Source organism: Pseudomaricurvus sp. HS19 (genome assembly GCF_009857815.1).
GTDB lineage: Bacteria > Pseudomonadota > Gammaproteobacteria > Pseudomonadales > Cellvibrionaceae > Pseudomaricurvus.
In genome coordinates, this window is record NZ_WVVW01000017.1 from 1 (window position 1) to 25,755 (window position 25,755).

19 protein-coding genes and 2 tRNA genes are annotated in these 25,755 nt (G+C 59.6%); 17 read left to right on the top strand and 4 right to left on the bottom strand.

Annotated features, from left to right (window positions below; all coding sequences use genetic code 11):
* The first annotated feature begins 40 nt into the window (after positions 1–40).
* The 5 genes from GSF27_RS16730 to GSF27_RS16750 all read left to right on the top strand — a co-directional run bounded on the left by GSF27_RS16730 (position 41) and on the right by GSF27_RS16750 (position 6,784).
* A tRNA-Lys gene (locus tag GSF27_RS16730) sits at positions 41–116 on the top strand.
* Positions 117–159: 43 nt separating this feature from the next.
* Positions 160–235 (top strand) — tRNA-Lys (locus GSF27_RS16735).
* 514 nt (positions 236–749) lie between these two features.
* A complete protein-coding gene (nadA, locus tag GSF27_RS16740) occupies positions 750–1,805 on the top strand; it encodes a quinolinate synthase NadA (protein WP_202410520.1) in 1,056 nt (351 codons plus the stop codon).
* Between the two features lie 226 nt (positions 1,806–2,031).
* Positions 2,032–5,658 carry a DNA polymerase III subunit alpha gene (dnaE, locus tag GSF27_RS16745; RefSeq protein WP_160971216.1) on the top strand — a complete coding sequence of 1,209 codons (3,627 nt, stop codon included), beginning with the start codon at positions 2,032–2,034 and terminating at the stop codon, positions 5,656–5,658.
* A gap of 175 nt (positions 5,659–5,833) precedes the next feature.
* The gene (locus tag GSF27_RS16750; protein WP_160971217.1) at positions 5,834–6,784 is read left to right on the top strand and encodes an acetyl-CoA carboxylase carboxyltransferase subunit alpha; all 951 of its coding nucleotides are present in this window, start codon (positions 5,834–5,836) and stop codon (positions 6,782–6,784) included.
* A gap of 82 nt (positions 6,785–6,866) precedes the next feature.
* On the opposite strand, the gene yciH is transcribed toward GSF27_RS16750, so the two are convergent.
* Both yciH and GSF27_RS16760 read right to left on the bottom strand, forming a co-directional pair.
* Positions 6,867–7,190, bottom strand: coding sequence for a stress response translation initiation inhibitor YciH (yciH, locus tag GSF27_RS16755; RefSeq protein WP_160971218.1), 324 nt, complete (start codon positions 7,188–7,190; stop codon positions 6,867–6,869).
* Positions 7,183–7,506 (bottom strand): hypothetical protein, encoded by a 324-nt coding sequence (locus tag GSF27_RS16760; protein ID WP_160971219.1) that lies wholly within the window; start codon positions 7,504–7,506, stop codon positions 7,183–7,185. Before GSF27_RS16760 ends, yciH begins: the two co-directional genes overlap by 8 nt.
* Positions 7,507–7,678: 172 nt before the next feature.
* On the opposite strand from GSF27_RS16760, the gene GSF27_RS16765 reads away from it, so the two are divergent.
* A complete protein-coding gene (locus tag GSF27_RS16765) occupies positions 7,679–8,506 on the top strand; it encodes an ion transporter (RefSeq protein WP_160971220.1) in 828 nt (275 codons plus the stop codon).
* A gap of 6 nt (positions 8,507–8,512) precedes the next feature.
* On the opposite strand, the gene GSF27_RS16770 is transcribed toward GSF27_RS16765, so the two are convergent.
* On the bottom strand, positions 8,513–9,403 hold the full coding sequence (locus tag GSF27_RS16770; RefSeq protein WP_160971221.1) for a UDP-2,3-diacylglucosamine diphosphatase: 891 nt from the start codon (positions 9,401–9,403) through the stop codon (positions 8,513–8,515).
* A gap of 232 nt (positions 9,404–9,635) precedes the next feature.
* On the opposite strand from GSF27_RS16770, the gene GSF27_RS16775 reads away from it, so the two are divergent.
* Both GSF27_RS16775 and GSF27_RS16780 read left to right on the top strand, forming a co-directional pair.
* On the top strand, positions 9,636–10,787 hold the full coding sequence (locus GSF27_RS16775; RefSeq protein WP_160971222.1) for a serine hydrolase domain-containing protein: 1,152 nt from the start codon (positions 9,636–9,638) through the stop codon (positions 10,785–10,787).
* Between the two features lie 3 nt (positions 10,788–10,790).
* The gene (locus GSF27_RS16780; protein WP_160971223.1) at positions 10,791–11,039 is read left to right on the top strand and encodes a SlyX family protein; all 249 of its coding nucleotides are present in this window, start codon (positions 10,791–10,793) and stop codon (positions 11,037–11,039) included.
* Between the two features lie 29 nt (positions 11,040–11,068).
* On the opposite strand, the gene GSF27_RS16785 is transcribed toward GSF27_RS16780, so the two are convergent.
* Complete coding sequence (locus GSF27_RS16785; RefSeq protein ID WP_370462626.1) at positions 11,069–12,553, bottom strand: M48 family metalloprotease; 1,485 nt, start codon at positions 12,551–12,553, stop codon at positions 11,069–11,071.
* 137 nt (positions 12,554–12,690) lie between these two features.
* Between GSF27_RS16785 and GSF27_RS16790 the strand changes: the two genes are divergently transcribed.
* The 9 genes from GSF27_RS16790 (at position 12,691) to GSF27_RS16830 (ending at position 25,684) form a co-directional block, all read left to right on the top strand.
* Positions 12,691–12,909: a sulfurtransferase TusA family protein gene (locus tag GSF27_RS16790; protein WP_160971289.1), complete on the top strand. Its 219-nt coding sequence runs from the start codon at positions 12,691–12,693 to the stop codon at positions 12,907–12,909.
* Positions 12,910–12,984: 75 nt separating this feature from the next.
* On the top strand, positions 12,985–14,079 hold the full coding sequence (locus tag GSF27_RS16795) for an AI-2E family transporter (protein WP_160971224.1): 1,095 nt from the start codon (positions 12,985–12,987) through the stop codon (positions 14,077–14,079).
* A gap of 107 nt (positions 14,080–14,186) precedes the next feature.
* A complete protein-coding gene (locus GSF27_RS16800) occupies positions 14,187–17,063 on the top strand; it encodes an insulinase family protein (RefSeq protein WP_160971225.1) in 2,877 nt (958 codons plus the stop codon).
* Positions 17,064–17,369: 306 nt separating this feature from the next.
* Positions 17,370–20,027, top strand: coding sequence for a pyruvate dehydrogenase (acetyl-transferring), homodimeric type (aceE, locus tag GSF27_RS16805; protein ID WP_160971290.1), 2,658 nt, complete (start codon positions 17,370–17,372; stop codon positions 20,025–20,027).
* Positions 20,028–20,051: 24 nt separating this feature from the next.
* Positions 20,052–21,689 carry a dihydrolipoyllysine-residue acetyltransferase gene (aceF, locus tag GSF27_RS16810; protein ID WP_160971226.1) on the top strand — a complete coding sequence of 546 codons (1,638 nt, stop codon included), beginning with the start codon at positions 20,052–20,054 and terminating at the stop codon, positions 21,687–21,689.
* 336 nt (positions 21,690–22,025) lie between these two features.
* Positions 22,026–23,210, top strand: coding sequence for an enoyl-ACP reductase FabV (gene fabV / locus GSF27_RS16815; protein WP_160971227.1), 1,185 nt, complete (start codon positions 22,026–22,028; stop codon positions 23,208–23,210).
* 138 nt (positions 23,211–23,348) lie between these two features.
* Positions 23,349–24,239, top strand: a complete 891-nt coding sequence (locus tag GSF27_RS16820) for an MBL fold metallo-hydrolase (protein WP_160971228.1) — start codon at positions 23,349–23,351, stop codon at positions 24,237–24,239.
* A gap of 69 nt (positions 24,240–24,308) precedes the next feature.
* Complete coding sequence (locus GSF27_RS16825; protein WP_160971229.1) at positions 24,309–25,352, top strand: NADP(H)-dependent aldo-keto reductase; 1,044 nt, start codon at positions 24,309–24,311, stop codon at positions 25,350–25,352.
* A gap of 62 nt (positions 25,353–25,414) precedes the next feature.
* Positions 25,415–25,684, top strand: coding sequence for a DUF2789 domain-containing protein (locus tag GSF27_RS16830; RefSeq protein WP_202410522.1), 270 nt, complete (start codon positions 25,415–25,417; stop codon positions 25,682–25,684).
* Positions 25,685–25,755 lie beyond the last annotated feature (71 nt).

A 25,755-nucleotide genomic window follows, 5' to 3' on the forward strand; every position in this document is an offset into this window, starting at 1 on the left:
TTCAGCAGCCCGGCCCAGGCCGGGGGCAAAAATCTCTACCGGGTCGTTAGCTCAGTTGGTAGAGCAGTTGGCTTTTAACCAATTGGTCACTGGTTCGAATCCAGTACGACCCACCATATTTCAGCAGCCCGGCCCAGGCCGGGGGCAAAAATCTCTACCGGGTCGTTAGCTCAGTTGGTAGAGCAGTTGGCTTTTAACCAATTGGTCACTGGTTCGAATCCAGTACGACCCACCATATAAACGCAAAAAGGCCACCCATCGGGTGGCCTTTTTGCGTTTATATGGTGGGCTCACCTGGGGCGAACCACCGTTCGAAAAATTGCGCAGCAATTTAGACAAGCCGCAGGCGCAGCCCCGCAGGGGCGAAAATAGCCCCCAGGCTATTTGAGTCAATCCAGTACGACGGGCCCGGAGCAGGAGCAAGCCTCTCCCATTGGGTGGCCTTTTTGCATTTATAGGGTGGGCTCACCTGGGGCGAAAATATTTGAGTCAATCCGGTACGGTACGCCTTCCTCATCCCCTGCAGAAGTTGTTGGTTGGCTTTAATTCGCCGCCCCTGCAAAAGCAGCAATCCGGATCATTTGGCACCGATGTCTGCCAGCATGTCGAATGCGGCGACCTGCGCACGCGGGGAGCGGGAATAAGACCCAGTAGGGTGTGGTCAAAGAGTAAACAATCGTGGCGTTTTATCTACGAGAATCAGGCAATTATGGTATTATTGCCGGTTCCAATGAATGTCGGGTTTAGGTATGACAGTAATTGAACAAGTTCCAGCTCGGGATGAGGCGCGCGAAGTGGTGCGCGAACATCTGGCGACCGTGCCGTCCTCGGTAATGAGCGAGGCAGAGGTGCAAGCCTACTGCAGTGACATTAAGCGATTGTTACAGGAGCAGAATGCGGTATTGGTAGCTCACTACTACACCGATCCTGTGATTCAGGCGCTGGCGGAAGATACCGGTGGCTGCGTGGCAGACTCGCTGGAGATGGCGCGTTTCGGCAATAATCATGACGCTGACACCCTGATTGTCGCAGGCGTGAAGTTCATGGGTGAGACCGCCAAGATCCTGACGCCACAGAAGCGGGTGCTGATGCCCACACTGGATGCCACCTGTTCCCTGGATCTCGGTTGTCCGGCGGATGAGTTCTCCGCTTTCTGTGACCAGCACTCCGATCGCACCGTTGTTGTCTACGCCAACACCTCGGCGGCGGTTAAGGCGCGCGCCGATTGGGTGGTGACCTCCAGTATTGCGCTGGATGTGGTGGACTACCTGGATGCGCGGGGCGAGAAGATCCTGTGGGCACCGGACAAGCATCTGGGGGCCTATGTGCAGCGCCAGACCGGTGCCGACATGCTGTTGTGGGACAGTGCCTGTATCGTGCACGAGGAGTTCAAGGCCAAGGGGGTCACTGACCTGCAGGCGCTTTACCCGGATGCGGCGGTGCTGGTGCACCCGGAATCCCCGCAGAGTGTGGTAGAGCTGGCGGATGTGGCCGGCTCTACGTCGCAGTTGATCAAGGCGGCGCAGACCATGGATAACCAGCGCTTTATCGTTGCCACCGATCAGGGCATCTTCTACAAGATGCAGCAGCTGTGCCCGGACAAAGAGTTTATTATCGCGCCCACCGCCGGTAACGGCGCCACCTGCCGCAGTTGTGCCAACTGCCCGTGGATGGCCATGAATGCCCTCGACAACCTCAAGAGTGTGCTGCTCAACGGCGAAGGGCGTGAGATCTTCGTTGACGAGGAGCTGCGGCTAAAGGCCATGAAGCCGCTGCAGCGCATGCTCGACTTCCAGAAAAAGTGATGCGGAAGCCGGCCTTTGGGGCCGGCTTTTTACTTTTCTGCCCCCGCTTTTTTCGCACAATCCCGGGCCGCCGCTGCTTCCGCGGTCTCCTTTCCCCGACCCTCCCCGTTGCGATCCGCACGCTGCTCCGGTTGCCATTGGCGCCGATGGGCAAAGAGCCTCGGAATTGCGCTTTTATTTTGGTTAGAATGGGGGCCCTGACACCGATTCTGGCACCACAATAAACATGTCTGATCCCTCGTTTGTTCACCTGCGCCTGCACACAGAATTTTCCCTCTCTGACAGCCTGATTCGCATCAAGCCGTTGGTGGGGGCGCTGGCGAAACTGCAGATGCCTGCCTGTGCCATCACCGACCACTGTAACTTCTTTGGTCTGGTGAAGTTTTACAAGGCCGCCATGGGCGCGGGGATCAAGCCGATTGTGGGTGCCGACTTTCAGGTGCAGTCCGATGATGCGGATGGTGCGCCGCACCTGCTGACCCTCTTTGCCATGAATACCCGTGGCTACAAAAACATCACCGAGCTGATCTCGCTGGCCTACCAGAAGGGCCAGCATCAGGGCGTGCCCTACCTGCAGCGCAGCTGGATTCGTGATTACGCAGACGGCGTCATCGCTCTCTCGGGTGGCAAGCTGGGAGAGATCGGTCAGTCCCTGTTGGCGGGCAAGTCCGAGCGAGCCGTATCCCTGTTGCAGGGCTGGATGGACGACTTCCCGCAGCGCTTTTACCTGGAGCTGCAGCGCACCGGGCGCGCCCAGGATGAAGAGTATCTGCACGCGGCCGTGGCGCTGGCTGACCAGCTGCAATGCCCGGTGGTGGCCACCAACGACGTACGCTTTATTGCGGCGGATGAATTTGAAGTGCATGAAGCCCGTGTCTGTATTGGTGAGGGGCGTGCGCTGGACGATCCACGCCGCGAGCGCCGCTACAGCGAGGAGCAATACCTGCGCTCGGCCGAAGAGATGGAGGAGCTTTTCTCCGATATCCCGGAGGCGTTGCAGAACTCGGTGGAGATCGCCCGCCGCTGTAATGTGGAGATCGAGCTGGGTACCTACTACCTGCCGGACTATCCCATTCCGGACGATTTCGAAAACGACCCTTTTTTCCGGGATAAAATCCCCTATGCCACGCTGGCGGAGCATGCCAGTACCGCCATGGCCGAGAAGTGGGCGGGTCGCGAGCAGGAAGACGACTACGCCAAAATGCTGCAGACCAATGTTTTCTTCCAGAAAATTACCTATGAAGGTCTGGATGAGCGGCTGGAGTTTCTCTTCGACGTCAACAGTCCCGACTTTCCGGCAACCAAACAGACCTATATCGAACGCCTGCAGTTCGAGCTCAACATCATCATGCAGATGGGGTTCCCCGGTTACTTCCTCATCGTGATGGACTTTATCCAGTGGGCCAAGGATCACGATATTCCGGTGGGGCCCGGGCGGGGCTCCGGTGCCGGCTCATTGGTGGCATACGCGCAAAAAATTACCGACCTGGATCCACTGGAATACGACCTGCTGTTCGAACGATTCCTCAACCCGGAGCGGGTATCCATGCCCGACTTCGACGTGGATTTCTGCATGGAAAACCGCGACCAGGTGATCAGTTATGTGGCTGACCGCTACGGTCGTGACGCGGTATCCCAGATCATTACCTTCGGTACCATGGCCGCCAAGGCGGTAGTGCGCGATGTGGCGCGGGTGCAGGGCAAGTCCTATGGCCTGGCGGACAAACTGTCGAAAATGATCCCGCCCGATCCGGGGATGAAGCTCCAGGTGGCGTTCGAGCAGGAAGAGATATTGCGGGAGTTCCTCGAGACCGACGAGGAGGCGCAGGAGATCTGGGAGACGGCCCTGAAACTGGAAGGCCTGACCCGTAACGTTGGCAAGCACGCCGGTGGTGTGGTGATTGCCCCCACCAAGCTGACGGACTTTGCGCCACTCTACTGTGATGAAACCGGTGGCGGCCTGGTAACCCAGTTCGACAAGGGTGACGTGGAAGATGCGGGACTGGTGAAGTTCGACTTCCTCGGCCTGCGAACCCTCACCATCATCGATTGGGCCAAGGCCATGATCGACCAGCAGCGTACCAAGAAAGGCGAAGAGCCGCTGGTGATCGAAGCCATTCCGCTGGACGACAACCAGACTTTCAGGCTGCTCAAGAACGCCGAAACCACCGCGGTATTCCAGCTGGAATCCCGCGGCATGAAGGACCTGATCAAGCGCCTGCAGCCGGACAATATTGAAGACATGATCGCTCTGGTGGCGCTGTTCCGTCCCGGCCCGCTGGATTCCGGCATGGTGGACGATTTCGTTAACCGTAAGCACGGCCGCGCCGAGGTGGCCTATCCGGATGCCCAGTACCAGCACGAGTGGCTGAAGCCGATCCTGGAGCCCACCTACGGTGTTATCGTCTACCAGGAACAGGTGATGCAGATCGCCCAGACGCTGGCGGGTTACTCGCTGGGTGGCGCTGACCTGTTGCGCCGCGCCATGGGTAAGAAGAAGCCCGAGGAGATGGCCAAGCAGCGTTCCACCTTTGCCGAGGGTGCAAAATCGCAAGGTATTGATCCCGACCTGGCGATGAAGATCTTCGACCTGGTGGAGAAGTTTGCCGGCTACGGTTTTAACAAATCCCACTCGGCGGCCTACGCCGTAGTCTCCTACCACACCGCGTGGCTGAAGGCGCACTATCCGGCGCAGTTCATGGCGGCCACCATGTCCTCGGATATGGACAAGACCGATAAGGTGGTGACCTTTATCGAAGAGTGCCGCAACATGGGGCTGACCCTGTTGCCACCGGATGTGAACCAGGGGGAGTTCCACTTCAACGTGGATGATAAGGACAACATTATCTACGGTCTGGGTGCCATCAAGGGGTTGGGTGAAGGACCCATCGAAAATATTATTGCCGCGCGCAAGGACGGCCCGTTCACGGACCTTTTCAACTTCTGCGCCCGTATCGACCCGCGCAAGGTGAACAAGCGTGCACTGGAAGCGCTGATTCGCTCCGGTGCTCTCGATTGTATCGGGCCCAAAGTGGATCGCGATTACGACCGCGCACTGATGTACGCCGCCATGGGCGAAGCGGTACACGCCGCCGAGCAGACCGCTGCCAATGCCAATGCCGGTATGACCGACCTGTTTGGTGAGGTGGTGCCGTCGGCCAGCAGTGGCGGGGATGTGTATGGCGAGTTTCGTCAGGTGCGTCCCTGGGGGATCAAGGAGCGCCTCAATGGTGAGAAGGAGACCCTGGGACTCTATCTGACCGGCCACCCGATTGAAGAGTATCGCCATGAAATCCGTCACCTGGTGTCGGCCCGCATTGTCGACCTGAAACCGGAAAAGTCCCAGCAGAATGTGGCCGGACTGGTGGTGGGCCTGCGGGTGATGAAGACCCGCCGCGGTGACAATATGGCTATTTTGACACTGGATGATCGCTCCGGGCGCATTGAGTGCACAGTGTTTTCCGATGCGTACAACGAGCATCGCGAGAAGCTGGTGAAAGACGGCATGCTGGTGGTGGAAGGGCAGGTCAGTTACGACGACTACAGCGGCGGCCTGAAGATGCGGGTTGAGAAGGTGCGCAGTCTCTCCGAGGCGCGCGCGGAGCTGGCGCGGGGCCTGGTGATCGCGGTGGAAGCGGACGAGCTGGCGGCGGATTTTCCGCAGCGCCTTGCCAGCCTGCTGACACCCTACCGGCAGGGGCGCTGCCCGGTGGCACTGGATTACCAGCGTCAGGGAGCCCGGGGTCGGGTGTTGCTGGGCGCGGCCTGGCGTATTCGGCCCGATGATGAGTTGCTGGAGACCTTGCGCGATGTGTGTGGCCGGGACCGGGTGTCGCTGGAGTATGGCCGCTAGGCCGACGCGGTTGCATCGGGCCTGTTATTGCCTGCTGCGGAGCCGGGGCGAGTTTTACAAAATCTGCCTGCAACCGACTACACTTTATGGTATACAAGCCAAACAGGCTGGCTCGCAAGATGGTAACAGCGAGGTCTTTCCCTGATCCAAGGACGTCGAGACAAGACCGGTGGTTATGAATCCCAATTACCTTGATTTTGAACAGCCCATTGCCGAACTGGAAGCCAAGATCGAAGAGCTGCAGCTGGTTGGTAAAGATAATAAGCTCAATATCACTGATGAAATCGCCAAACTGCGTGAGAAGAGTACCAAGCTCACGGAGAGCATCTATTCCAGCCTGACGCCCTGGCAGGTAGTGCAGGTGGCGCGCCATCCGCAGCGCCCCTACGCCATGGATTACATCAAGCGTATCTTTACGGACTGGGATGAGCTCCACGGTGATCGCCATTTCGGTGACGACAAGGCCCTGATCGGCGGTGTCGCCCGACTCAATGGCACACCGGTGATGGTGATCGGTCAGGAGAAGGGGCGCAGTGTGCACGAGAAGGTGCAGCGCAATTTCGGTATGCCCAAGCCCGAAGGTTATCGCAAGGCTCTGCGCCTGATGGAGATGGCCGAACGTTTCAAAATGCCCATCGTCACCCTGATTGATACCCCCGGGGCCTATCCCGGTATCGACAGTGAAGAGCGCGGTATCAGTGAAGCCATTGCCCAGAACCTGGCGGTGATGTCACGGCTGCGCACACCCATTATCTGCACGGTCATTGGTGAAGGCTCCTCCGGTGGTGCCATTGCCATTGGTGTGGGCGACCACCTGAACATGCTGCAGTATTCCACCTATTTCGTTATTTCCCCTGAGGGTTGTGCCAATATCATCTGGAAAACCGTGGAGAAGGCGCCGCTGGCGGCTGAAGCCATGGGTGTCACTTCCGCGACTCTGGAAAAGCTGGGCATTGTGGATGAGACCATCGGTGAGCCGCTGGGCGGTGCGCACCGTGATATGGATGCCATGGCAGCCAGGTTGCAGGAGCGTCTCAGCGAGCAGGTGCAACGTCTCTGTGCGGAACCCCTCGATGACCTGCTGGAAAAACGCTACCAGCGTCTGATGAGTTACGGCAATATCTGAAGGCTGCCGGTGCCTGTACCCGGGTGGGATACAGGCTTAACCTGTTCTCAGGCGCCGCGGATGTTGCAACATCGGCAGTGGCTTAGCCACCGGCCAGTTTTACCGTAAAGCCCTGCTTCTCCAGCAGGGCTTTCAGTTTGTCCCGGTCATCGGTCTGTACTTCAATCACGCCGTCCTTTACCGCGCCGCCCACGCCGCACTGCTGCTTCAATTGCTTGGCCAGGTTTTTCAGGGCTTCGCCTTCAAGCCCCAGGCCGGTAACCAGAGTCACGCCCTTGCCCTTACGTCCCTTGGTTTCCCGTTTCAGGCGCACAATGCCATCGCCCTTATCGACTACCGCTTCACTCTTGCTCTCTTTGACGCGGCCACCATCGGTGGAATAGACCAGTCTGCTGTTTTTACTCATGAGGTTCGGCCTTAATCAGTTTTTGGGTCAGTACGCCGGTGATCACAATCGCCACACCCAGGGCGAACAGTTGTTGCGGCGTTATCCAGCTGACCTGCCAGAAGTGCACCAGCGGCGTCAGGATGGCGGTGATCAGCAAGCCAACACTGATTAGTGTATCGGACTGTTCCGGGCAGACGACCTGCTTGCCGCAGTGGGGGCAGGGGAACGGCTGGCGATTGAGAAAAGTCTTCAGCTGCTGCTGTTCACGCAGTTGCTTCTTGGTCACCTGTTGCTGGCAGTGGGGGCAGCGCAGGGGTTTGATATTGAGTGGCACTGTGTGTCCATCCGGGCTGTGCAGGGGCCGCCAGTCTACCGCAGCAGGGCCGGCCGACCCAAGCCCGGTACTGGCCCATTGGGCGGTGCTCTGCTTAAATGAGTGCCGTGGCGAGCGATAGTCAGTGCTCGGCAGACAGGATACGGTCAGGAATCAGTTGGGATAGTTCAGCATGGCGCAGTCACCCCTACAGCAGAAGATCCATACCATCATCTTCGGCACCGAAACGCCTGCCGGCAAGCTCTTCGATATGGTGCTGATCTATCTCATCCTGTTGAGTGTGCTGGCCATGGTGCTCGATTCCGTGTCAGAGATCGAAGCGCGATTCGGTACCTGGTTACACCTGCTGGAGTGGAGCTTCACACTGATTTTCACCGTGGAGTATCTGGTGCGCATCTACTGCTCACCCAACCCCTGGCGCTACATGCGCAGCTTTTACGGTGTTGTGGACCTGCTGTCGATCCTGCCCACTTACCTGGGCATTTTCATGGATGGCATGAGCTACCTGCTGATGTTGCGGGTATTGCGGGTGCTGCGGGTATTCCGGATCCTGAAACTGGTGCGCTACCTGGCAGAGGCCAACACACTGTTGCGGGCCATGTTTGCCTCGCGGCGCAAGATCCTGGTGTTTTTCTCGGCAGTGCTGGTGTTGTCGGTGTTGTTCGGTTCGCTGATGTATGTGGTGGAGGGGCCGGAGCACGGTTTCACCAGTATTCCCAAAAGCATCTACTGGACTATCGTCACTATCACCACCGTCGGCTATGGCGATATTACGCCGCAAACTGTTATCGGGCAGTTTATCGCGGCTGGCGCCATGCTCACCGGTTACTCCATTATCGCTGTCCCCACCGGTATTCTCACCGCTGAGCTGGCGTCCGAGATGCAACGTGAACGCAACCAGCGCCGCTGCCACAGTTGTGGAGCGGGTGGGCATGAGGGTGACGCCCACTTTTGCCGCTTCTGTGGTGCCGTGCTGAAGGCGCCCGCCGAGCGGGATTGATCGGCCTCAGAGTTTGCCGGGAATAATCAGCGGCGGAATGTAGCGCAGCGGGTCATTGGCCGGGGCGTTGTCGGCCAGGGGCAGGGCGATGCGGGCGGCCAGGTCGGCGCCGATGCTGTCCAGCTCCTCCTGCTCTTCCTCGGCAACTTCCGGTGCAGCGGTTAATTGGCGGCCATCCAGCAGGCAGATGTTGCCATCCGCGTCCTCAGCCAGTGCGCTGCAGGACTCCACCCAGTCACCGGTGTTGAAGTATTCCACGTCACCGATACGGCGTATGGCGGCGCGGTGGATATGGCCGCAGACCACACCGTCGTAGCCCATGCGCTGGGCGGCGTAGGCGACGGACTCCTCGTAATCGTTGATGTAGGCCTGGGCCTTGCCGATGCGGGATTTCAGGTAACCCGCCAGCGACCAGTAGCCGTAGCCATAGCGACTGCGGATATCGTTGAGTACGCGGTTGCTGTACATCAGCAGGTCGTAGCCTTTATCGCCAAAAAATTTCAGCAGGTGGTGACAGCGGGTCACTGTGTCGAACTGGTCGCCGTGGATCACTAGCAGTCGGCGGCCGTCGGCGGTGTGGTGTTCGAAGCGGTTACAGAGGTAGATGTTGTCCAGCTGGCTGTTGGCAAAGCGCCGCAGGCATTCGTCGTGGTTGCCGGTGATATAGCGGATGGTGACGCCCTGGCGCGACAGGTTGAGCAGGCGGCGAATCACGCGGCTGAACTCCGGTCGCCAGTAGATGCCCTTGCTCATCTTCCAGCCATCGATAATGTCGCCCACCAGATAGAGGGTGTCGCACTGCACCTGGCGCAGCAGGTTGTCCAGTTGTTCTGCCTGGCAGTCGCGGGTGCCCAGGTGAACATCGGAAATCCACAGGGTTCGGTAGTGGTGATTCATGCTGTCGGCCCATCTCAGGTGTTCGCTGCCAGTGTTGGCGCCAAACGTGACCTGCAGGTGACAATCGGGTGACGGTCTGATGAAGATTCGGTGCCGCTTTTGTGACGTCGGCGCAGGTGGCATGAGCGCTTTCCCTGATCGGTTCTGCCCCGGGCGCGATTCCGGCGGGGCACATGGGCGTCGCTTTGCGGTATCATGGCCGCCGATTTTCACAGGCAGACGAGGTAGTTGGATGACCATCATTGAGGGCGATATCTGTCCCGGGTACGAAGCCATCGGGCAGGCTTTCAAGACATTGTTCGATCAGTATGGCGAGATCGGGGCTGGTCTGTGTGTCATCCACGAAGGCGAGACGGTTATCGATATCTGGGGCGGGACCCGCGACAAGGCGGGGGATATTGCCTGGCAGGGTGATACCCGCTCCAATCTCTTCTCCGCCAGCAAGGCGGTGGTGGCGGTGGCGGTGCTGCAGCTGGTGGAGCGTGGCCAATTGCAGCTGGACGCACCGATAGCCGGCTACTGGCCGGAATTTGCCGCTAACGACAAGGCGGCCATTACCCTGCGGCAGGTGTTGTGCCACCGTTCAGGCCTCAACGCTTTCCACGAGCGCGTCGGCGACGAGGATATCTTCAGCTGGCCGGCCATCACAGCGGCCATCGCCGCTGAAACACCCTGGTGGGAACCGGGCAGCCGGCAGGGGTATTCTCCCATGATCTACGGCTGGTTACTGGGCGAGGTGGTGCGCCGGGTCAGTGGCATGGAGAGTTTTGACGCCTATGTGCAGCAGCACATCTGTGCACCGCTGGGGCTGCAGCTACAGTTCGGTTTGCCGGCGGAGCAGGTGGATCAGGTGGCTGACCTGCAGCCACTCAAGGTGAAGCAGCAGGTGAAGGGCGGCAGCCTGATTGAGGTGATGCGCTCGGACCCCCGCGGCGTCGCCAACCGTGCCTTTTCCAATCCTCCCACCCTGCTGATGGGCACCAACCAGCCCGCCTGGCGGCAGGCGCAGATTCCGGCGGCCAACGGTCAGGCTTGCGCCCGCGATCTGGCCAGCTTCTACGCCTCGCTGGCAGACCTGAATGATGAACGCTTGTTGAGCACTGCCAGCCGTCCGTGGTTGTGGGAGCAGCAGAGTGAAGGGCTGGACCTGGTGCTCAACAACCCCCTCAGTATCAGCCTGGGCTTTATGCGGCTGTTGCCGGACGGGGTGAGCAGCAGCCGCTATTTCTGTCATCCGGGCGCCGGCGGTACCTTGGGCTATGCCGATGTGGACCGCCGCCTGGCATTTGGTTATGTCACCCGGGGCATGGGGCAGGCGGTGCTGTTTGATGAGCGTGCCGAGCAGTTGCTGCATGCGGTTTATCAGGTCATTGAGGGAGGTTGAGTGATGTCCGGTAAAACTGATTACGGGCAGCTGGAGCAGTTGCAGGCGCGGATTGACGAGCTGGAGATGCGGGTGGCGTTTCAGGAGGACGCCCTGCAGGGCTTGGACGACATTATCAGCCGGCAGGATCGCCAGCTGCAGCAACAACAGCAACAGCTGCAGATGCTGGCGGTAAAACTGAAGTCGGTGGAGGGGCGCCTGTCGGAGCCGTCGACTACTAACGTTGTGGACGAAAAACCGCCTCACTACTGAGGCGGCGGCGATCGCTGTTGCCGTTGGGGCTAGAGCTTGCCGTTATCCTGCATCTGCTTCACCTGCCGCAGGCGCTCTTCCAGCAGTGCGGTTTTGTGGTAGTTGCCCTGCACCAGGCGCAGGGCGTTCTGCAGCTGGTGCTGCGCCTTGTCAAAAATCCCGTTAAGCAGGTAGTACTCCGCCCGCGCTTCGTGCACGCCAACAATATCCCCCGCAAGACCATTCACCTCTGCCAGCAAATACCAGATGTTATCGTCTTTGGGGCGTTGTTTTACCTGGGCGCTAAGGGTTGCCTGCGCGTCCTCGTAACGACCGGCTTTCATCAGCATCTCGGCGTAGCGCATATTGTAGGCGTGATGGTTGGGCTGGCTGCGCAGGGCGGCAGACAGGATCTCCAGTGCGCCGGGCAGGTTGTTATCTGCCGCTTCCACGTTGGCGGAGGCGATAATGTAAGCGGGTTGGTCGGGGCGTTTTTGCAGCAGTGCGGTGATGTGTTCCCGGGCGCGCTCAGGCTGGTTGCTGTCTGTGAGGGCAATCGCCAGGCCGTAGCGGCTGGCTTCCCGTGACAGGGTCTCGCCTTCGTACTCGCCGGTAAAGCGTTTCACCGCGTCCTGAGGCGTGTTTTCATGCACTATCTGGGCGCGCACGCGCATCAGGTAAAACTCCAGGTTTTGCGGGTACTGCCGTTGCGGGTACTGATTGGCCCGGTTGAGGGCGTCGGCCACCCGGCTCTCGGTTACCGGGTGGGTGAGGAGAAATTCCGGCGGCCGCTGGCTGTAGCGGGTGGCCTGCAGCATGCGTTCAAACATGGCTGGTACGGCGTAGGGGTCCTCACCGGCGGCCACCATGGTGAGCATGCCGATGCGATCCGCTTCCTGTTCATTCTGGCGGCTGAAGCGCAACTGCGAGTCGAGAGCGGCGGCCTGGGTGGCGGTCATGGCGGCGATACCGGCGTCGCCGCCGGCAGTGGCTGCCAGCACCAGGCTGGCCAGCAGCGCCGCCATGGTGGGAATGCTGTTCTGCTGGGCTTTCTCCACGCCGCGGGCAAAGTGTCGCTGGCTAAGGTGCGCCAGTTCGTGAGACAGCACCGACGCCAGCTGCCCTTCGGACTCGGCGTAGATGAACAGCCCCGTGTGTACACCCACCACCCCGCCGGGCACGGCAAAGGCGTTCATGGTGGGGTTTTTCACCAGGATCAGTTCCAGCTTCTGATTGCGCAGCTGACTGGAGGCGGCCAGCCGGCTGAGCAGCTGTTCCAGATAGCTCTGCATCAGCGGGTCGGCAGACGTAGGCACCCGACTGCGATACAATCGCAGCCACTTCTGGCCCAGCTCATATTCCTGTTGCGGAGACACAATGGCGGAGCTGGAGTCACCGAGCTCCGGCAGATTGATCTGTGCGCGAGCGGGAGACATTGGCAGTGACAGACACAGGGGCAGCAACCACCAGGCGCGGCAAAGACGCCGTAATGCGGGACGACGCGAGGGGTGGGGGTGGGTGTCTGACGTGAACACTGCTGTAGATTACCTTGCAAAAATTGGCCTAACTCTAACCCAGTTGCTGTTGCCCTGCCAGCAACTGCATAGACAGCGCTGCGACAGGATTGTTCAGTGTGTGAGGCGGGGCAGAGCCTTTCGGAGTGATAGAAATTATGCTGCAAGTGGATGCCCGCGGACTCAGTTGTCCGCTACCGCTGTTGAAAGCCAAGCAGGCGCTGAACGGGCTAGGCTCCGGCGAGCAGGTGGAGGTACTGGCCACAGATCCCGGCTCGCAGCGGGATTTCCGCACCTTTGCCGAGCTCAGTGGTCACAGCTTGCTCAAAGACGCCGAAGAGAACGGTTGCTTTGTCTATGTGCTGCAGAAAGCCTGATGACCCATCAACGGGTTGCGGTGGTAAGCTGCTGGCCCGGCGCGGTGCCATATCATTGTCGTAAGGAGTAGTTGAGTGCTCAGAATTTTGCGCGGGTGGGTTGATCGTTTCTTTGGTCACGAGGAAGCTGTTCTGCTGGCGGTACTGCTGGCCGGCAGTCTGATCCTGGTAATCACCATGGGAGCGGTGCTGGCGCCGGCCATCTCGGCCCTGATTATCGCGTTCCTGTTGCAGGGGGTTGCAGACAGGCTGCAGCGCTGGGGTCTTCCCCGTGTGCTGGCAGTGGCCATAACAACCCTGTTGCTGATGACGGCCATGGTGGTGAGTTTTGTCTATCTGATTCCGGTGCTGTGGCAACAGACCGCCAAGCTGGTGGGCGAGTTGCCGCGCATGCTGACCTCGGTACAGCACTGGCTGCTATTGTTGCCGGAGAAGTACCCGGCACTGATCAGCACCGGGCAGATTGAAAAGATCATGGCGGCCCTGGGTGAGGAGTTGGGCAGCATGGGGCAGGTGGTCCTGAGCTTCTCGGTCTCCAACCTGCCGATGCTGGCGGGACTGGTGGTGTACCTGATCCTGGTGCCGATCCTGGTGTTTTTCTTCCTCAAGGACAGCGAGCTGATTAAAAGCTGGCTGTCCGGCTTTCTCCCCAGTCACCGCCCGATGTTGCGCCAGATCTGGCACGAGATGGATGACCAGGTGGCCAATTATGTACGCGGTAAGGCCATCGAGATTGTGGTGGTGGGCGTGGTCTCCTATGTGGCCTTTCTGGTGCTGGGGCTCAAGTACGCGCTGTTGCTGGGGTTGATGGTGGGGCTGTCGGTCATCGTCCCTTATATTGGCGCTGCGGTAGTGACCATCCCGGTGATGGTGGTGGGGCTGTTCCAGTGGGGCTGGGGTGGGGAGTTTTACTGGCTGTTTATTGTCTACTGCGTGATTCAGGCGCTGGACGGCAATGTGCTGGTACCGCTGCTGTTCTCCGAAACCGTCAACCTGCACCCGGTGGCCATCATTCTCGCGGTGCTGATGTTTGGCGGCTTGTGGGGGTTCTGGGGCGTCTTTTTCGCCATCCCGCTGGCGACTCTGGTAAAGGCGGTGCTTAACGCCTGGCCTTCGCCGACTCCGGACCGATCCCCGGCCGATGTGGTTGAAAGCGACAAGGGCGAGTAGTATCTTGCCTGCTCGGCGCTTCATCCCGGGTGGTTGTTACTGCGCCGGGATTGGCTTGCCCCTGAGGTTGACGGGAGATTTCTTTGCGCTTCACAAGTAACATTCAGATGTCTCCGGAAAGGCTGCGTCAATTCTGTTGCTGGCTGTTGGCGACCCTGCCACTGCTGGTTTTCGCTCAGGGAGCCCTCTCTTCGGAGGCGGCAACCGCAATCCCCGATTATGCCGCGCCGGTTACCAGTCGCAATGACGACCGTGCCTACCGTTATACCGAGCTGGACAACGGACTGCGGGTGCTGCTGATCTCCGACCCTTCGGCCGACAAGGCTGCAGCAGCGCTGGATGTGGATGCCGGCAGCGCCGATAACCCCGAGGATCGCCCGGGCCTCGCACACTTTCTTGAGCACATGCTGTTTCTTGGTACCGCCAAGTACCCGGAAGCGGATGAGTACCAGAGCTTTATCAGTGCCCATGGTGGTGGTCACAACGCTTACACCAGCGACGAACACACCAACTATTTCTTTTATGTCGACCATCGTTACCTGGAACCGGCGCTGGATCGCTTCTCGCAGTTCTTCATTGCACCCTTGTTTACCGAACAGTACGTAGAACGGGAGCGCAACGCTGTCAATTCGGAATACACCGCGAAGATCAAGAACAGCTACCGGCGCGAGATGGATGTCTGGCGTGAGCTGGTCAACCCCCGCCACCCGGCTTCCAAATTCAGTGTCGGCAGTCTGGAGACGCTCGCTGATCGCGAGGACGATCTGGTAAGGGATGACCTGCTGCAGTTCTACGAGGATTACTACTCCGCCGATCGCATGACACTGGTGGTGCTGGGGCGTGAGTCGCTGGAGCAGTTGCAGGGGCTGGTGCAGGCCCATTTTGCGGCGGTACCAAAACGCAAGGTCAGGAGTCACGAGCGGGATGTGCCCCTGTTCGGCAGTAACACACTGCCGCTGCGGGTACAGATTAAGCCGGTAAAAGAGGAGCGTCGCCTGACGCTGGCGTTCCCGGTGCCGCCGACACAGCGCTATTACCGCGAGAAGCCGCTGCAGTACATCGGCAGTATCGTTGGCCATGAAGGACAGGGCAGCCTGCTGTCACTGCTGAAACAGATGGGCTGGGCTGAGGCTCTCAGCGCCGGGGGTGGCTATGGGTCCCGCGACCAGACCACCTTTAATATCACTATCTCGCTTACCCCTGAAGGGTATCGGCAGCAGGACAAGGTGGTAGCCGCCACCTTCCGTATGTTGCAGAAGATCCGCGAGTCCGGGGTGGAGGAGTGGCGCTTCGGCGAGCTGCAGTCGCTGGCGGATATGGAGTTCCGCTTCCTGGAGAAGTCCGAGCCTATCGACACGGTCAGCCGGCTGGCCAACAGCATGCACGATTACCCGCTGAAGGATATCGTCCGCGGCCCTTACCGCTACGACAAGTACGATGCCTGGTTGATCAAACGCTATCTGAAGTACCTGCGCCCGGACAATCTCTTATGGGTAGTCACTGCTCCGGAAGTGGAGACTGACAAGGTCAGTCAGTATTACCAGACCAACTATGCGGTGGAGTCGCTCAAGCGCGAAGCCACGGTGATGGCGAAAGCCGACCTGGACAAGCTGCAGCTGCCGCAGCCCAATCAGTTTATTCCCAAGCGCCTGCAGGTGAAGTCGCCACCAGCCATCGGTCGCAGTTCGGCGTTACCGGAATCCATCCTGCGCACTGACGCCCTGGATGTGTGGTTTCAGCAGGATACGAACTACAACGTGCCAAAAGCTGAAGTGCGTATTCGCGCCCTGCTGCCGCGGGTGGGGGGCAGTGCCCGCTCAGCCGCCCTGACCCATCTCTACGCCGCCCTGGTAAACGACTCTCTCAATGAGTTCGCCTACCCGGCCTCTCTGGCCGGGCTCTATTTCAGTGTGCGGGCTACCGGCCGGGGGCTGGACCTGAGCCTGAGTGGCTACAACGACCGCCAGGGATTGCTGTTGAATCGCATCCTGGGCGTGGTTGATCGCAACCGCTTTGATTCCGATCGCTTTAACAGTATCCGCCGCGAACTGGTGCGCAGCTGGCGCAACCAGACCTCGGCACCACCTTACGATCAGCTGTTGCGCAAGCTGCCGGTGCTCACCTACAGCCCCTATTGGGATCAGCTGGATATGGCGGACGAGCTGGAGTCGGTGACGCCGCTGGAGTTGCGCCGGTTTTCCGAGAAGCTGTGGCAGGGCAGTCAGCTCAAGATGCTGTTCTACGGCAATCTCTACCGGCAGGAGGCGCAACAGTTGGCGTCCCTGGTGGGGCACAGGCTGCACACTGCGCTGGACGAAGAGGACAAGCCGGTACTGGTGAAACACTCGTCGGTGGCGAAGTTGCCGGACACTCCGTCGCGTTACCACCTGCAGGTGGATCACAACGATACGGCGGTGGTGCTCTACCAGCAGGCGCTGGGTGACAGTGTTCGTGACCGGGCGAATATGTCCATGTTGCAGCAGCTGCAGCGCGCGCCCTTCTTTCACCAGCTGCGCACGGAGCAGCAGCTGGGGTATATCGTGTTTGTCTCGGCCATGGGCTTCAAGGATGTGGCCGGCAGTCTCTGGGTAGTGCAGTCGCCATCGGCGCCGGTGGCGGACGTGGTCGAGGCTATGGTGGCCTTTGCCGGGCAACCTCCCTTGCGGGATGGTGAGTTTGAGAAGCAGCGCCAGGCACTGCTGACCGGGCTGCTGGAAACGCCGCAGAACCTGGCGGAACAGGCGGAGCGTTACTGGTCCGAAATCGTCATGGACGCCAGGCAGTTCGATCGCCGGCAACAGCTGATTGAGGAAGTGCGCGGGCTGACTCCGGAGGGTGTGGCGGTGTACGCACGCCGCTTGCAGCAGTCCGGGCATCGCCTGTGGCTGACGGCGGACTCCGGGGCCGATGCGCCCGCGCCGCAAGTGCCGGTGGCGGACCTGAATCGCTTCAAAACCACCCTGCAGTCCTACAAATACCCCTGAAAATTGTTGTTGGTCGTTATGGCCACGTAGCAGCCTGCGACCCGTTGGTTTGATTTTGTAGTTTACCTACAAGAATTTGCAGTCATAGCTGTATGAAAATTAAGCGTATTTGGCTTTTTCATGTTGTTTCGGGGGCTGCCTTGTTGAAATCGCTTATGCTCTAGTGTAAAAATACTACAAATTTGGTCACGCCCCGTTCAGGCTGCAATCGCGCGTCTGATGCCTATACTCCAAGGGGGCAAAAAGGGCGCTGTACCCGCGCCGAGTCAGGACAGGAAGAGGATTATGAGTACAGAAGAGAATCGGATTCAGGAGGATGTTGACGCGGCCGAAACCAGGGAGTGGCTGGATGCGCTGCACTCTGTAATCCGATACGGCGGCAAGGGCCGGGCGGCCTTTCTGCTGAAACAGCTGGCCGAGCGGGCCACCAATGCGGGTGTTCGTCTCCCTGCCGCTATCACTACCCCTTATCGCAATACCATTCCTGTGACCCAGGAAAAACGCATGCCGGGTGATCTGTTTATGGAGCGTCGAATCCGCTCCCTGATCCGCTGGAATGCCCTGGCCATGGTGATGCGCGCCAATGACAACAACGAAGGTCTTGGCGGTCATATCTCTTCATTTGCCTCCTCCGCCACGCTCTACGATGTGGGTTTCAACTACTTTTTCCGCGGCAACGACGGAGAGCAGCCCGGGGACCTGATCTATTTCCAGGGGCATGCTTCCCCCGGCATGTATGCCCGCTCCTACCTGGAGGGGCGCTTTGACGAGACCGAGCTGGACAATTTCCGTCGCGAAGTAGACGGTAATGGCCTCTCCTCCTATCCCCACCCCTGGCTGATGCCGGACTACTGGCAGTTCCCCACCGTTTCCATGGGCCTTGGCCCCATCCAGGCTATCTATCAGGCGCACGTGATGCGCTACATGTCGGCGCGTAGCCTGGCTGCCCGTGGCGATCGCAAGGTGTGGGCCTTCCTTGGTGATGGCGAATGTGATGAGCCGGAAACCCTGGGTGCCATCTCCCTGGCCGGGCGCGAGCAGCTGGAAAACCTGATCTTTGTGGTCAACTGTAACCTGCAGCGCCTGGACGGCCCGGTGCGCGGGAACGGCAAGATTATCCAGGAGCTGGAAGGCGTTTTCCGCGGTGCCGGCTGGAACGTGATCAAGGTGGTCTGGGGGCGCCATTGGGATGCCCTGCTGGAGAAAGACAAGACCGGCCTGCTGCAGAAGCGCATGGATGAAGTGTGCGATGGCGAGTTGCAGAACTACAAGGCCAACGGCGGCGCTTATACCCGCGAGCACTTCTTCGGCAAGTACCCGGAGCTGCTGGAGCTGGTCAAGGACCTGAGCGATGAGGACATTATGTACCTCAACCGCGGTGGTCACGATCCGTTCAAGGTCTATGCCGCCTACGCCGATGCGGTGGCGCACAAGGGGCAGCCCACCGTTATTCTGGCGCAGACCGTAAAAGGTTACGGCATGGGTACAGCGGCCGAAGCCCAGAACGAAACCCACTCCGTGAAGAAGCTGGATCTGGAAAGCCTCAAGCGTTTCCGGGATCGCTTCGGTATCCCCATCTCCGACGACGAGCTGAAGAGTGTGCCTTACTACCGCCCCGCGCCCGACAGCCCGGAGATGGTCTACATGCGCAAGCGTCGTGAAGAGCTGAACGGTTTCCTGCCGGCGCGTAACCCGGAGTTTCCGAAACTGCAGCCCCCTTCTCTGGATGCGTTCAGTGCGCAGCTGAAAGGCAGTGGTGAGCGTGAAATTTCCACCACCATGGCGTTCGTGCGTCTCCTGTCCACCCTCACCAAGGACAAGAACATTGGTGAGCGGGTAGTGCCGATTGTGCCGGACGAAGCGCGTACCTTCGGTATGGAAGGTATGTTCCGCCAGCTGGGTATCTACTCATCAGCCGGACAGAAGTACACCCCGCACGATCACGACCAGATCATGTTCTACAAGGAGAGCAAGACCGGTCAGATCCTGGAAGAGGGTATTAACGAATCCGGGGCCATGTCGGCCTGGATTGCCGCCGCCACAGCCTACGCCAACAGCGGCGTGCCGATGGTGCCGTTCTACATCTTCTACTCCATGTTCGGCTTCCAGCGTATCGGTGACCTGGCCTGGGCGGCCGGTGACAGCCAGGCGCGGGGCTTCCTGATCGGCGCTACTGCCGGGCGCACCACCCTGAACGGTGAGGGTCTGCAGCACCAGGATGGTCACAGCCACTTGCTGGCAAGCACCATTCCCAACTGCCGCAGCTATGACCCGGCGTACGGTCACGAGCTGGCGGTGATTGTGCAGGACGGCCTGCAGCGCATGTACGAGAAGCAGGAGAACTGCTTCTACTACATCACCACCATGAACGAAAACTATACCCACCCGGAGATGCCGGTGGGTGTGGAGCAGGACATCATCAAGGGTATGTACCTGCTGAAGTCCGGCAAGAAAACCAAGAAGGCAGACCCGCGTGTGCAACTGCTGGGCGCCGGCACTATCCTGCGGGAAGTGGAAGCGGCCGCCGAAATTTTGCGTAACGATTACGGGGTTGAGTCCGATGTCTGGAGCCTGACCAGTGTTAACGAGCTGGCCCGTGAGGGGCTGCGTGTACAGCGTCATAACCTGCTGCATCCGGAAGCGGCTCCGCAGGTGCCATTTGTGGCCCAGCAGCTGAAGGGACACGATGGTCCGGTGATCGGTGCTACCGATTACATGAAGAGTTACCTGGAGCAGTTGCGTGGTTTCATTCCCGCCCGCTTCAGTGTGTTGGGTACCGATGGCTTTGGTCGCAGCGATACCCGTTCCAGGCTGCGTCGTTTCTTCGAGGTGGATCGTTCCTTTGTGGTTTTGGCGGCGCTGAAGGCGCTGGCGGATGAGGGCAAGCTGGAGGCGAAAGTGGTGAGTGATGCCATGAAAACCTTTGGTATCTCTGCTGACAAAGTGGATCCACTGAGTTGTTAATCGGGAAACGGATAAGGAGTGCTTGTGGCTATTGAAATTATTCCTGTCCCGGACCTCGGTGGTGCTGGTCAGGTAGAAGTGATCGAAGTATGTGTGGCAGTGGGCGACCAGGTGGAAGCCGAACAGTCCCTGCTGGTGCTGGAGTCGGACAAGGCGTCTATGGAAGTCCCTTGTCCGCAGGCGGGCAAGGTGGTCTCGCTGAAAGTTAAAGAGGGTGACAGCATCACCGAAGGCGACGCCATTCTGGAGCTGGAAGTGGCTGCGGGTGCGGAGCCTGAGGTCGCAGAGGAGGAGGCCCCGGCAGAGAAACAGGATGAGCCGGTTGCGGCAGCGCCTGCTCCAGCGGCTCCGGCCGCGGCTGCCGAGCAGATGGTGACAGTGCCGGATCTCGGTGGCGCCGACCAGGTGGAAGTGATTGAGCTGTGCGTGGCCGAAGGTGACGAGATCCAGGAAGGCGATTCCCTGGTGGCACTGGAGAGTGACAAGGCCTCCATGGAAGTGCCGTCGCCGTTCTCCGGCAAGATTGTGGGTTTAAAGCTGGCGGTCGGTGACAAGGTATCGGTCGGTGATCCACTGGCACTGATGCTGGTGGCTGGCGCGGCGCCAGCGCCAGCAGCGCCGGAAGTTGCAGCGGCGCCAGCCCCGGCTGTTGCCGAGAGCCCGTCCAAAGCGGCCAGTGCGGCAGCGCCGCCACCGGTAGCAGCGCCAGCGGATGATCGCGCAGCGGCCCAGGTGGCCGGTGCCGATGGCGGTGGTGTCTACGCCGGTCCTGCGGTGCGCAAACTGGCGCGGCAACTGGGTGTCGACCTGACGCGACTGAAACCCTCCGGTCCCCGTGCACGCTTCACCAAAGAGGATGTGCGCACTTACGTCAAACAGCTGGTGGCTGACGTCAACAGCGGCAAGGTCAGTGTCAGTGGTGGCTCCGGTATCCCGCCCATTCCCGAGGTGGATTTTGCCCAGTTCGGTGACATCGAACTGGTGAAGATGAGCAAGATTGCCAAGGCGACGGTGACCAACATGTCCCGTGCCTGGCTCAACGTGCCCCACGTTACCCAGTTTGATGAAGCGGATATCACCGAGCTGGAAGCGTTCCGCAAATCCATGAAAGCGGAAGCGGACAAGCGCGGTGTGAAACTGACGCCACTGCCATTCCTGATGAAAGCCACCGCTGCAGCCCTTGCGGCGGAGCCTTCGTTCAATGTGTCATTGCATGCCGATGGCGAGCACAAGGTACAGAAGAAGTACATTCACATCGGTATGGCTGTGGACACTCCGGCAGGCCTGATGGTGCCGGTTATCCGTGATGTGGACAAGAAAGGTCTGTGGGAACTGGCGGCAGAGACCGCGGCCATGGCCGAAAAAGCTCGAGCCGGTAAGCTGATGCCCCGGGATATGCAGGGTGGTTGTTTTACCATCTCCAGTCTTGGCGCCATGGGTGGGACCGGCTTCACGCCCATTGTGAATGCTCCGGAAGTGGCCATCATGGGTGTCTCCAAGGCGCAGATCAAACCCATCTGGAATGGTTCGGAGTTTGAGCCACGGCAGATGCTGCCACTGGCGGTCTCCTACGACCACCGCGCCATCAACGGCGGTGATTGCGGGCGCTTCTTTACCTATCTGGTGTCAGTGATCAGCGATATCCGCCGCCTGCTGCTGTAAGTGTACGCCGGCATCGCTGCTCACATAAAAAACCGGCGTCTGCCGGTTTTTTATTGGCTCCTGTGCTTCCGCTCCGGAGGTGTGGTTCAGAAGGACACAAGTTGGCTGCAAAATAACCCGGTCTCGCAGCAGGGGTGGGCATTATAGCCACCCGCCGCCGAAAATCAGACAGTGGCCTGTCCAGAATGCGGGGAAATCACTGTTATCTGCCGATGTGCTGACTATAATAGCCGTCACTTACAATAAAACGAGGCGCGAAGGCCCTCAGTCTGGCCGCAGCTGCGGTCACGGCGTTCACGCTTGCTGCCAAACCACCATTGTTAATGGGACCGTTACATGATCATCAAACCCAAGGTTCGCGGTTTTATCTGCACTACTGCTCACCCCGTCGGCTGTGAAGCCCATGTCAAAGCGCAGATCGATTTTATTAAAGACAAAGGCGCAATTGCCGGTGCTCCCAAGAATGTGCTGGTGATCGGATGTTCCAACGGTTATGGCCTGGCCTCCCGTATTACTTCCGCCTTTGGTGGCGGCGCCAATACCCTGGGTATCTGCTTCGAAAAACCGCCAACCGACAAGCGCACCGCATCCGCCGGTTACTACAACACCGCCGCGTTTGAAAAATTTGCCCACGCAGAAGGTCTGTACGCCAAAACCATCAATGGCGACGCCTTCTCTGACGCCTGTAAAGAGCAGGCCATCAGTATGCTGAAAGAGGGCATGGGCAAGGTGGATCTGATCGTCTACAGCCTGGGCGCGCCGCGTCGTCAGGATCCCAAAACCGGTGAGCTTTACAGCAGCGTGCTGAAGCCCATCAACCAGACCTACACCTCCAAAAACCTCAATACCGATACCCTCACTATCTCTGATATGACCATCGAGCCAGCGAGCGAGGAAGAGATCCTGCACACCGTGAAGGTGATGGGTGGCGAGGATTGGGAATTGTGGATCGATGCGCTGAAAAACGCTGATGTGCTGGCGGAAGGTTGCAAGACCGTCGCCTACACCTACCTGGGCGAGAAGCTGACCTGGCCAATCTACGGCCACGCCACCATTGGCAAGGCGAAGGAAGACCTGGACCGTGCTGCCAAGGCGATTAATGGTCAGTTGGCGGGCCTCAACGGTGGCGCCAATGTGGCGGTACTGAAAGCACTGGTGACCCAGTCCAGCTCGGCGATCCCTATCATGCCGCTGTACCTGTCACTGGTGTACAAGGTGATGAAGGAAGAGGGCACCCACGAAGGTTGTATTGAGCAGCTCTATCGCCTGTTTACCGAAGGCCTGTACACCGCTACGCCACGCCTGGATGATCACAACCGTTTCCGCATGGATAACCTGGAACTGCGTCCGGAAACCCAGGCCAAGATCGAAGCGCTGTGGCCACAGGTGACCGAAGAAAATCTCTACGAACTCACCGATTTCAAAGGCTATCAGGATGACTTCCTGGGCCTGTTTGGTTTCGGTTGGGACGGTGTGGACTACGACGCCGAAACTGACCCCATGGTTGAAGCGGATTTCTGAGATCACTGATCCCTGATTGACGCTGACAGCGGCGGCCTCCCATACGGGAGGCCGCCGTTTTTATTATTGGGGTACAATTGGCCTTCGTGCGTCAGCGGTGTGGCTGGCAGTTAAATCATCGCAAGCGGGAGATGCCCCATGGCGGATCTTCATACCACCCTGATCGAAACCGAGTTGAGTTATGGCAAGCCGGTGCGGCTCAGCCCCCTGGTGCGCCGTATCACCGCCAACAACCCCAGCCTCTTTACCGGTCCCGGGACCAACACCTACATCGTCGGTCGTGAGCGTTTTGCCGTGGTAGACCCGGGCCCCAACGAACCGCAACATGTGCAGGCTATCCTCGATGCCACCGGTGGCCGTATTGATTATGTGCTGGCGACCCACAATCACGAGGATCACTCCCCGGCGGGCCGGCCACTGGTGGAGGCGACCGGAGCTGCCCTGATCGGCCTGCAACCTGACACAGCGCTGGAGTGGATCGACACCACCTTCACGCCGTTGCAGTCAGTGGCCGAGGGGGAGCGTATCGCCGGGGATGGCTATACCCTGGAGGCGATCTATACGCCGGGTCACCTGCGTGACCATGTCTGCTTCCTGTTGGAGGAGGAGGGCATGCTGTTCGCCGGTGATCACATCATGCAGGGGGCAACAGTCATTATCGTGCCGCAGCATGGCGGTACCATGTGGGAATACCTGGACTCGCTGCAGAAATTGCAGAACCGGGGATTACAGACACTGGCGCCGGCCCACGGACACCTGCTGTCGCAGCCGGATCAGGTGCTGCAGGAGCTCTATGATCACCGCATGTCCCGCGAACATAAAATCCTCGAGGTGTTGCGGGAGCAGCGGCGCGGCACCATTGAGCAGCTGGCACCGCTGGTCTACCCTGAAGTGGAGGGTGACCTGATCCGCGCTACGCACGTTATTCTGGGGGCGCACCTGCAGAAGCTGGTGCACGATGGTGTCGCCACCCGTCACCATAAAAAGCACTGGATTGTGGAGGAGGAGATCTGGGAGGTCGCCGAATAAAGGTGAACCCGGTCCGCCATATTATCAGCTGTGAGAGACTACTTCCGGCACAGTCAGGGGATTAGAAATATGCAGTATCGCCCGTTAGGGAACAGCGGCTTGCAGGTCAGTGAAATCTGTCTTGGCACCATGACCTGGGGTCAGCAGAACAGCGAGGCGGAGGCCTTTGAGCAGCTCGACTGCGCATTGGATCACGGGGTCAACTTTATCGATACCGCCGAGATGTACCCGGTGCCGCCGCGGGCGGAAACCCAGGGGCGTACCGAAGCCTATATCGGCAACTGGCTGGCCAGTCGCGGCTGCCGGGACAAGGTGGTGCTGGCCACCAAGGTCACCGGTCGAGGGGACAATAACGCCGGAATGGACCATGTGCGCGACGGCCCCCGTCTCAGCAAGGCCCATATCTTCCAGGCCATCGAGGATTCCCTGGTTCGCCTGCGTACCGACTATGTGGATCTCTACCAGGTGCACTGGCCGGAGCGCGACGCCAACTACTTCGGCAAGCTGGACTATGTTCACGGCAGCGATGACGGTATCGATATTCACGAGACGCTGGAGACCCTGTCGCAGCTGGTCAGTGACGGCAAGGTGCGCCATATCGGCCTCTCCAACGAAACCCCCTGGGGGGTGATGCGCTACCGGCAGCTGGCGGAGCAACACGGGCTGGCATCGGTGGTTTCCATCCAGAACCCCTACAACCTGCTCAACCGCACCTTTGAAGCCGGACTGGCGGAGATGGCCATCCGTGAGCAGGTGCCATTGCTGGCCTACTCGCCGCTGGCATTTGGCGTCCTCAGCGGCAAGTACCTCAATGGTGGCAAGCCGGCAGGAGCGCGGCTGACCCTGTTCGAGCGTTTTGTGCGCTACAAGGGCGAGCGCACCGAGGCGGCCGCAGCGGCCTATGTGGCGCTGGCGCGGGAGTGGGGCCTGGATCCGGCAGCCATGGCGCTGGCGTTTGTCACCGCGCAGCCATTTGTGGCCAGTAATATTATAGGTGCCACTACCATGGAACAGCTGCGCGCCAACCTGGCCAGCGTTGAGCTGAGCCTGCCGGAGGAGCTGTTCGCTGCCATTAACCGTATTCACCTGCAGAATCCCAACCCGGCCCCCTGACGGGGCGTGCCAGAGGGCAGTCGATGCGACGATGGCCCTCACAGTCGAGGAGGTAGACGCGTATGTTGGATACACAGAACCACACCATGAATGACCTGTTCAGCCAATTGGGGCTGGGCGCCAGTGATGAGGCGGTTGAGCACTTTATCGACAGCCACCACCTGGCCGCCGGCGAGTGCCTGGCGGACGCCCCGTTCTGGAGCCGGTCGCAGGCGCTGTTCCTGCGGGAGGCGGTGCAGGATGATGCCGACTGGGCCGAAATTGTCGACCAGCTGGATGCCCGTTTACGGCACCCGGACCGGGCGGTCAGCACGCCGTTAATCCACCACTGACGGGGCTTTGCGCGCAGAAAAGAAATTGGCACGGGAACTTGTGTCGGGGGTGGGGCGTCAGTACCATTACG

Bases quoted from the DNA above. Each gene is read 5' to 3' on its own strand.
- nadA (WP_202410520.1), top strand. From the start codon at position 750: ATGACAGTAATTGAACAAGTTCCAGCTCGGGATGAGGCGCGCGAAGTG.
- dnaE (WP_160971216.1), top strand. From the start codon at position 2,032: ATGTCTGATCCCTCGTTTGTTCACCTGCGCCTGCACACAGAATTTTCC.
- GSF27_RS16750 (WP_160971217.1), top strand. From the start codon at position 5,834: ATGAATCCCAATTACCTTGATTTTGAACAGCCCATTGCCGAACTGGAA.
- yciH (WP_160971218.1), bottom strand. From the start codon at position 7,190: ATGAGTAAAAACAGCAGACTGGTCTATTCCACCGATGGTGGCCGCGTC.
- GSF27_RS16765 (WP_160971220.1), top strand. From the start codon at position 7,679: ATGGCGCAGTCACCCCTACAGCAGAAGATCCATACCATCATCTTCGGC.
- GSF27_RS16770 (WP_160971221.1), bottom strand. From the start codon at position 9,403: ATGAATCACCACTACCGAACCCTGTGGATTTCCGATGTTCACCTGGGC.
- GSF27_RS16775 (WP_160971222.1), top strand. From the start codon at position 9,636: ATGACCATCATTGAGGGCGATATCTGTCCCGGGTACGAAGCCATCGGG.
- GSF27_RS16780 (WP_160971223.1), top strand. From the start codon at position 10,791: ATGTCCGGTAAAACTGATTACGGGCAGCTGGAGCAGTTGCAGGCGCGG.
- GSF27_RS16790 (WP_160971289.1), top strand. From the start codon at position 12,691: ATGCTGCAAGTGGATGCCCGCGGACTCAGTTGTCCGCTACCGCTGTTG.
- GSF27_RS16800 (WP_160971225.1), top strand. From the start codon at position 14,187: ATGTCTCCGGAAAGGCTGCGTCAATTCTGTTGCTGGCTGTTGGCGACC.
- fabV (WP_160971227.1), top strand. From the start codon at position 22,026: ATGATCATCAAACCCAAGGTTCGCGGTTTTATCTGCACTACTGCTCAC.
- GSF27_RS16820 (WP_160971228.1), top strand. From the start codon at position 23,349: ATGGCGGATCTTCATACCACCCTGATCGAAACCGAGTTGAGTTATGGC.
- GSF27_RS16825 (WP_160971229.1), top strand. From the start codon at position 24,309: ATGCAGTATCGCCCGTTAGGGAACAGCGGCTTGCAGGTCAGTGAAATC.
- GSF27_RS16830 (WP_202410522.1), top strand. From the start codon at position 25,415: ATGTTGGATACACAGAACCACACCATGAATGACCTGTTCAGCCAATTG.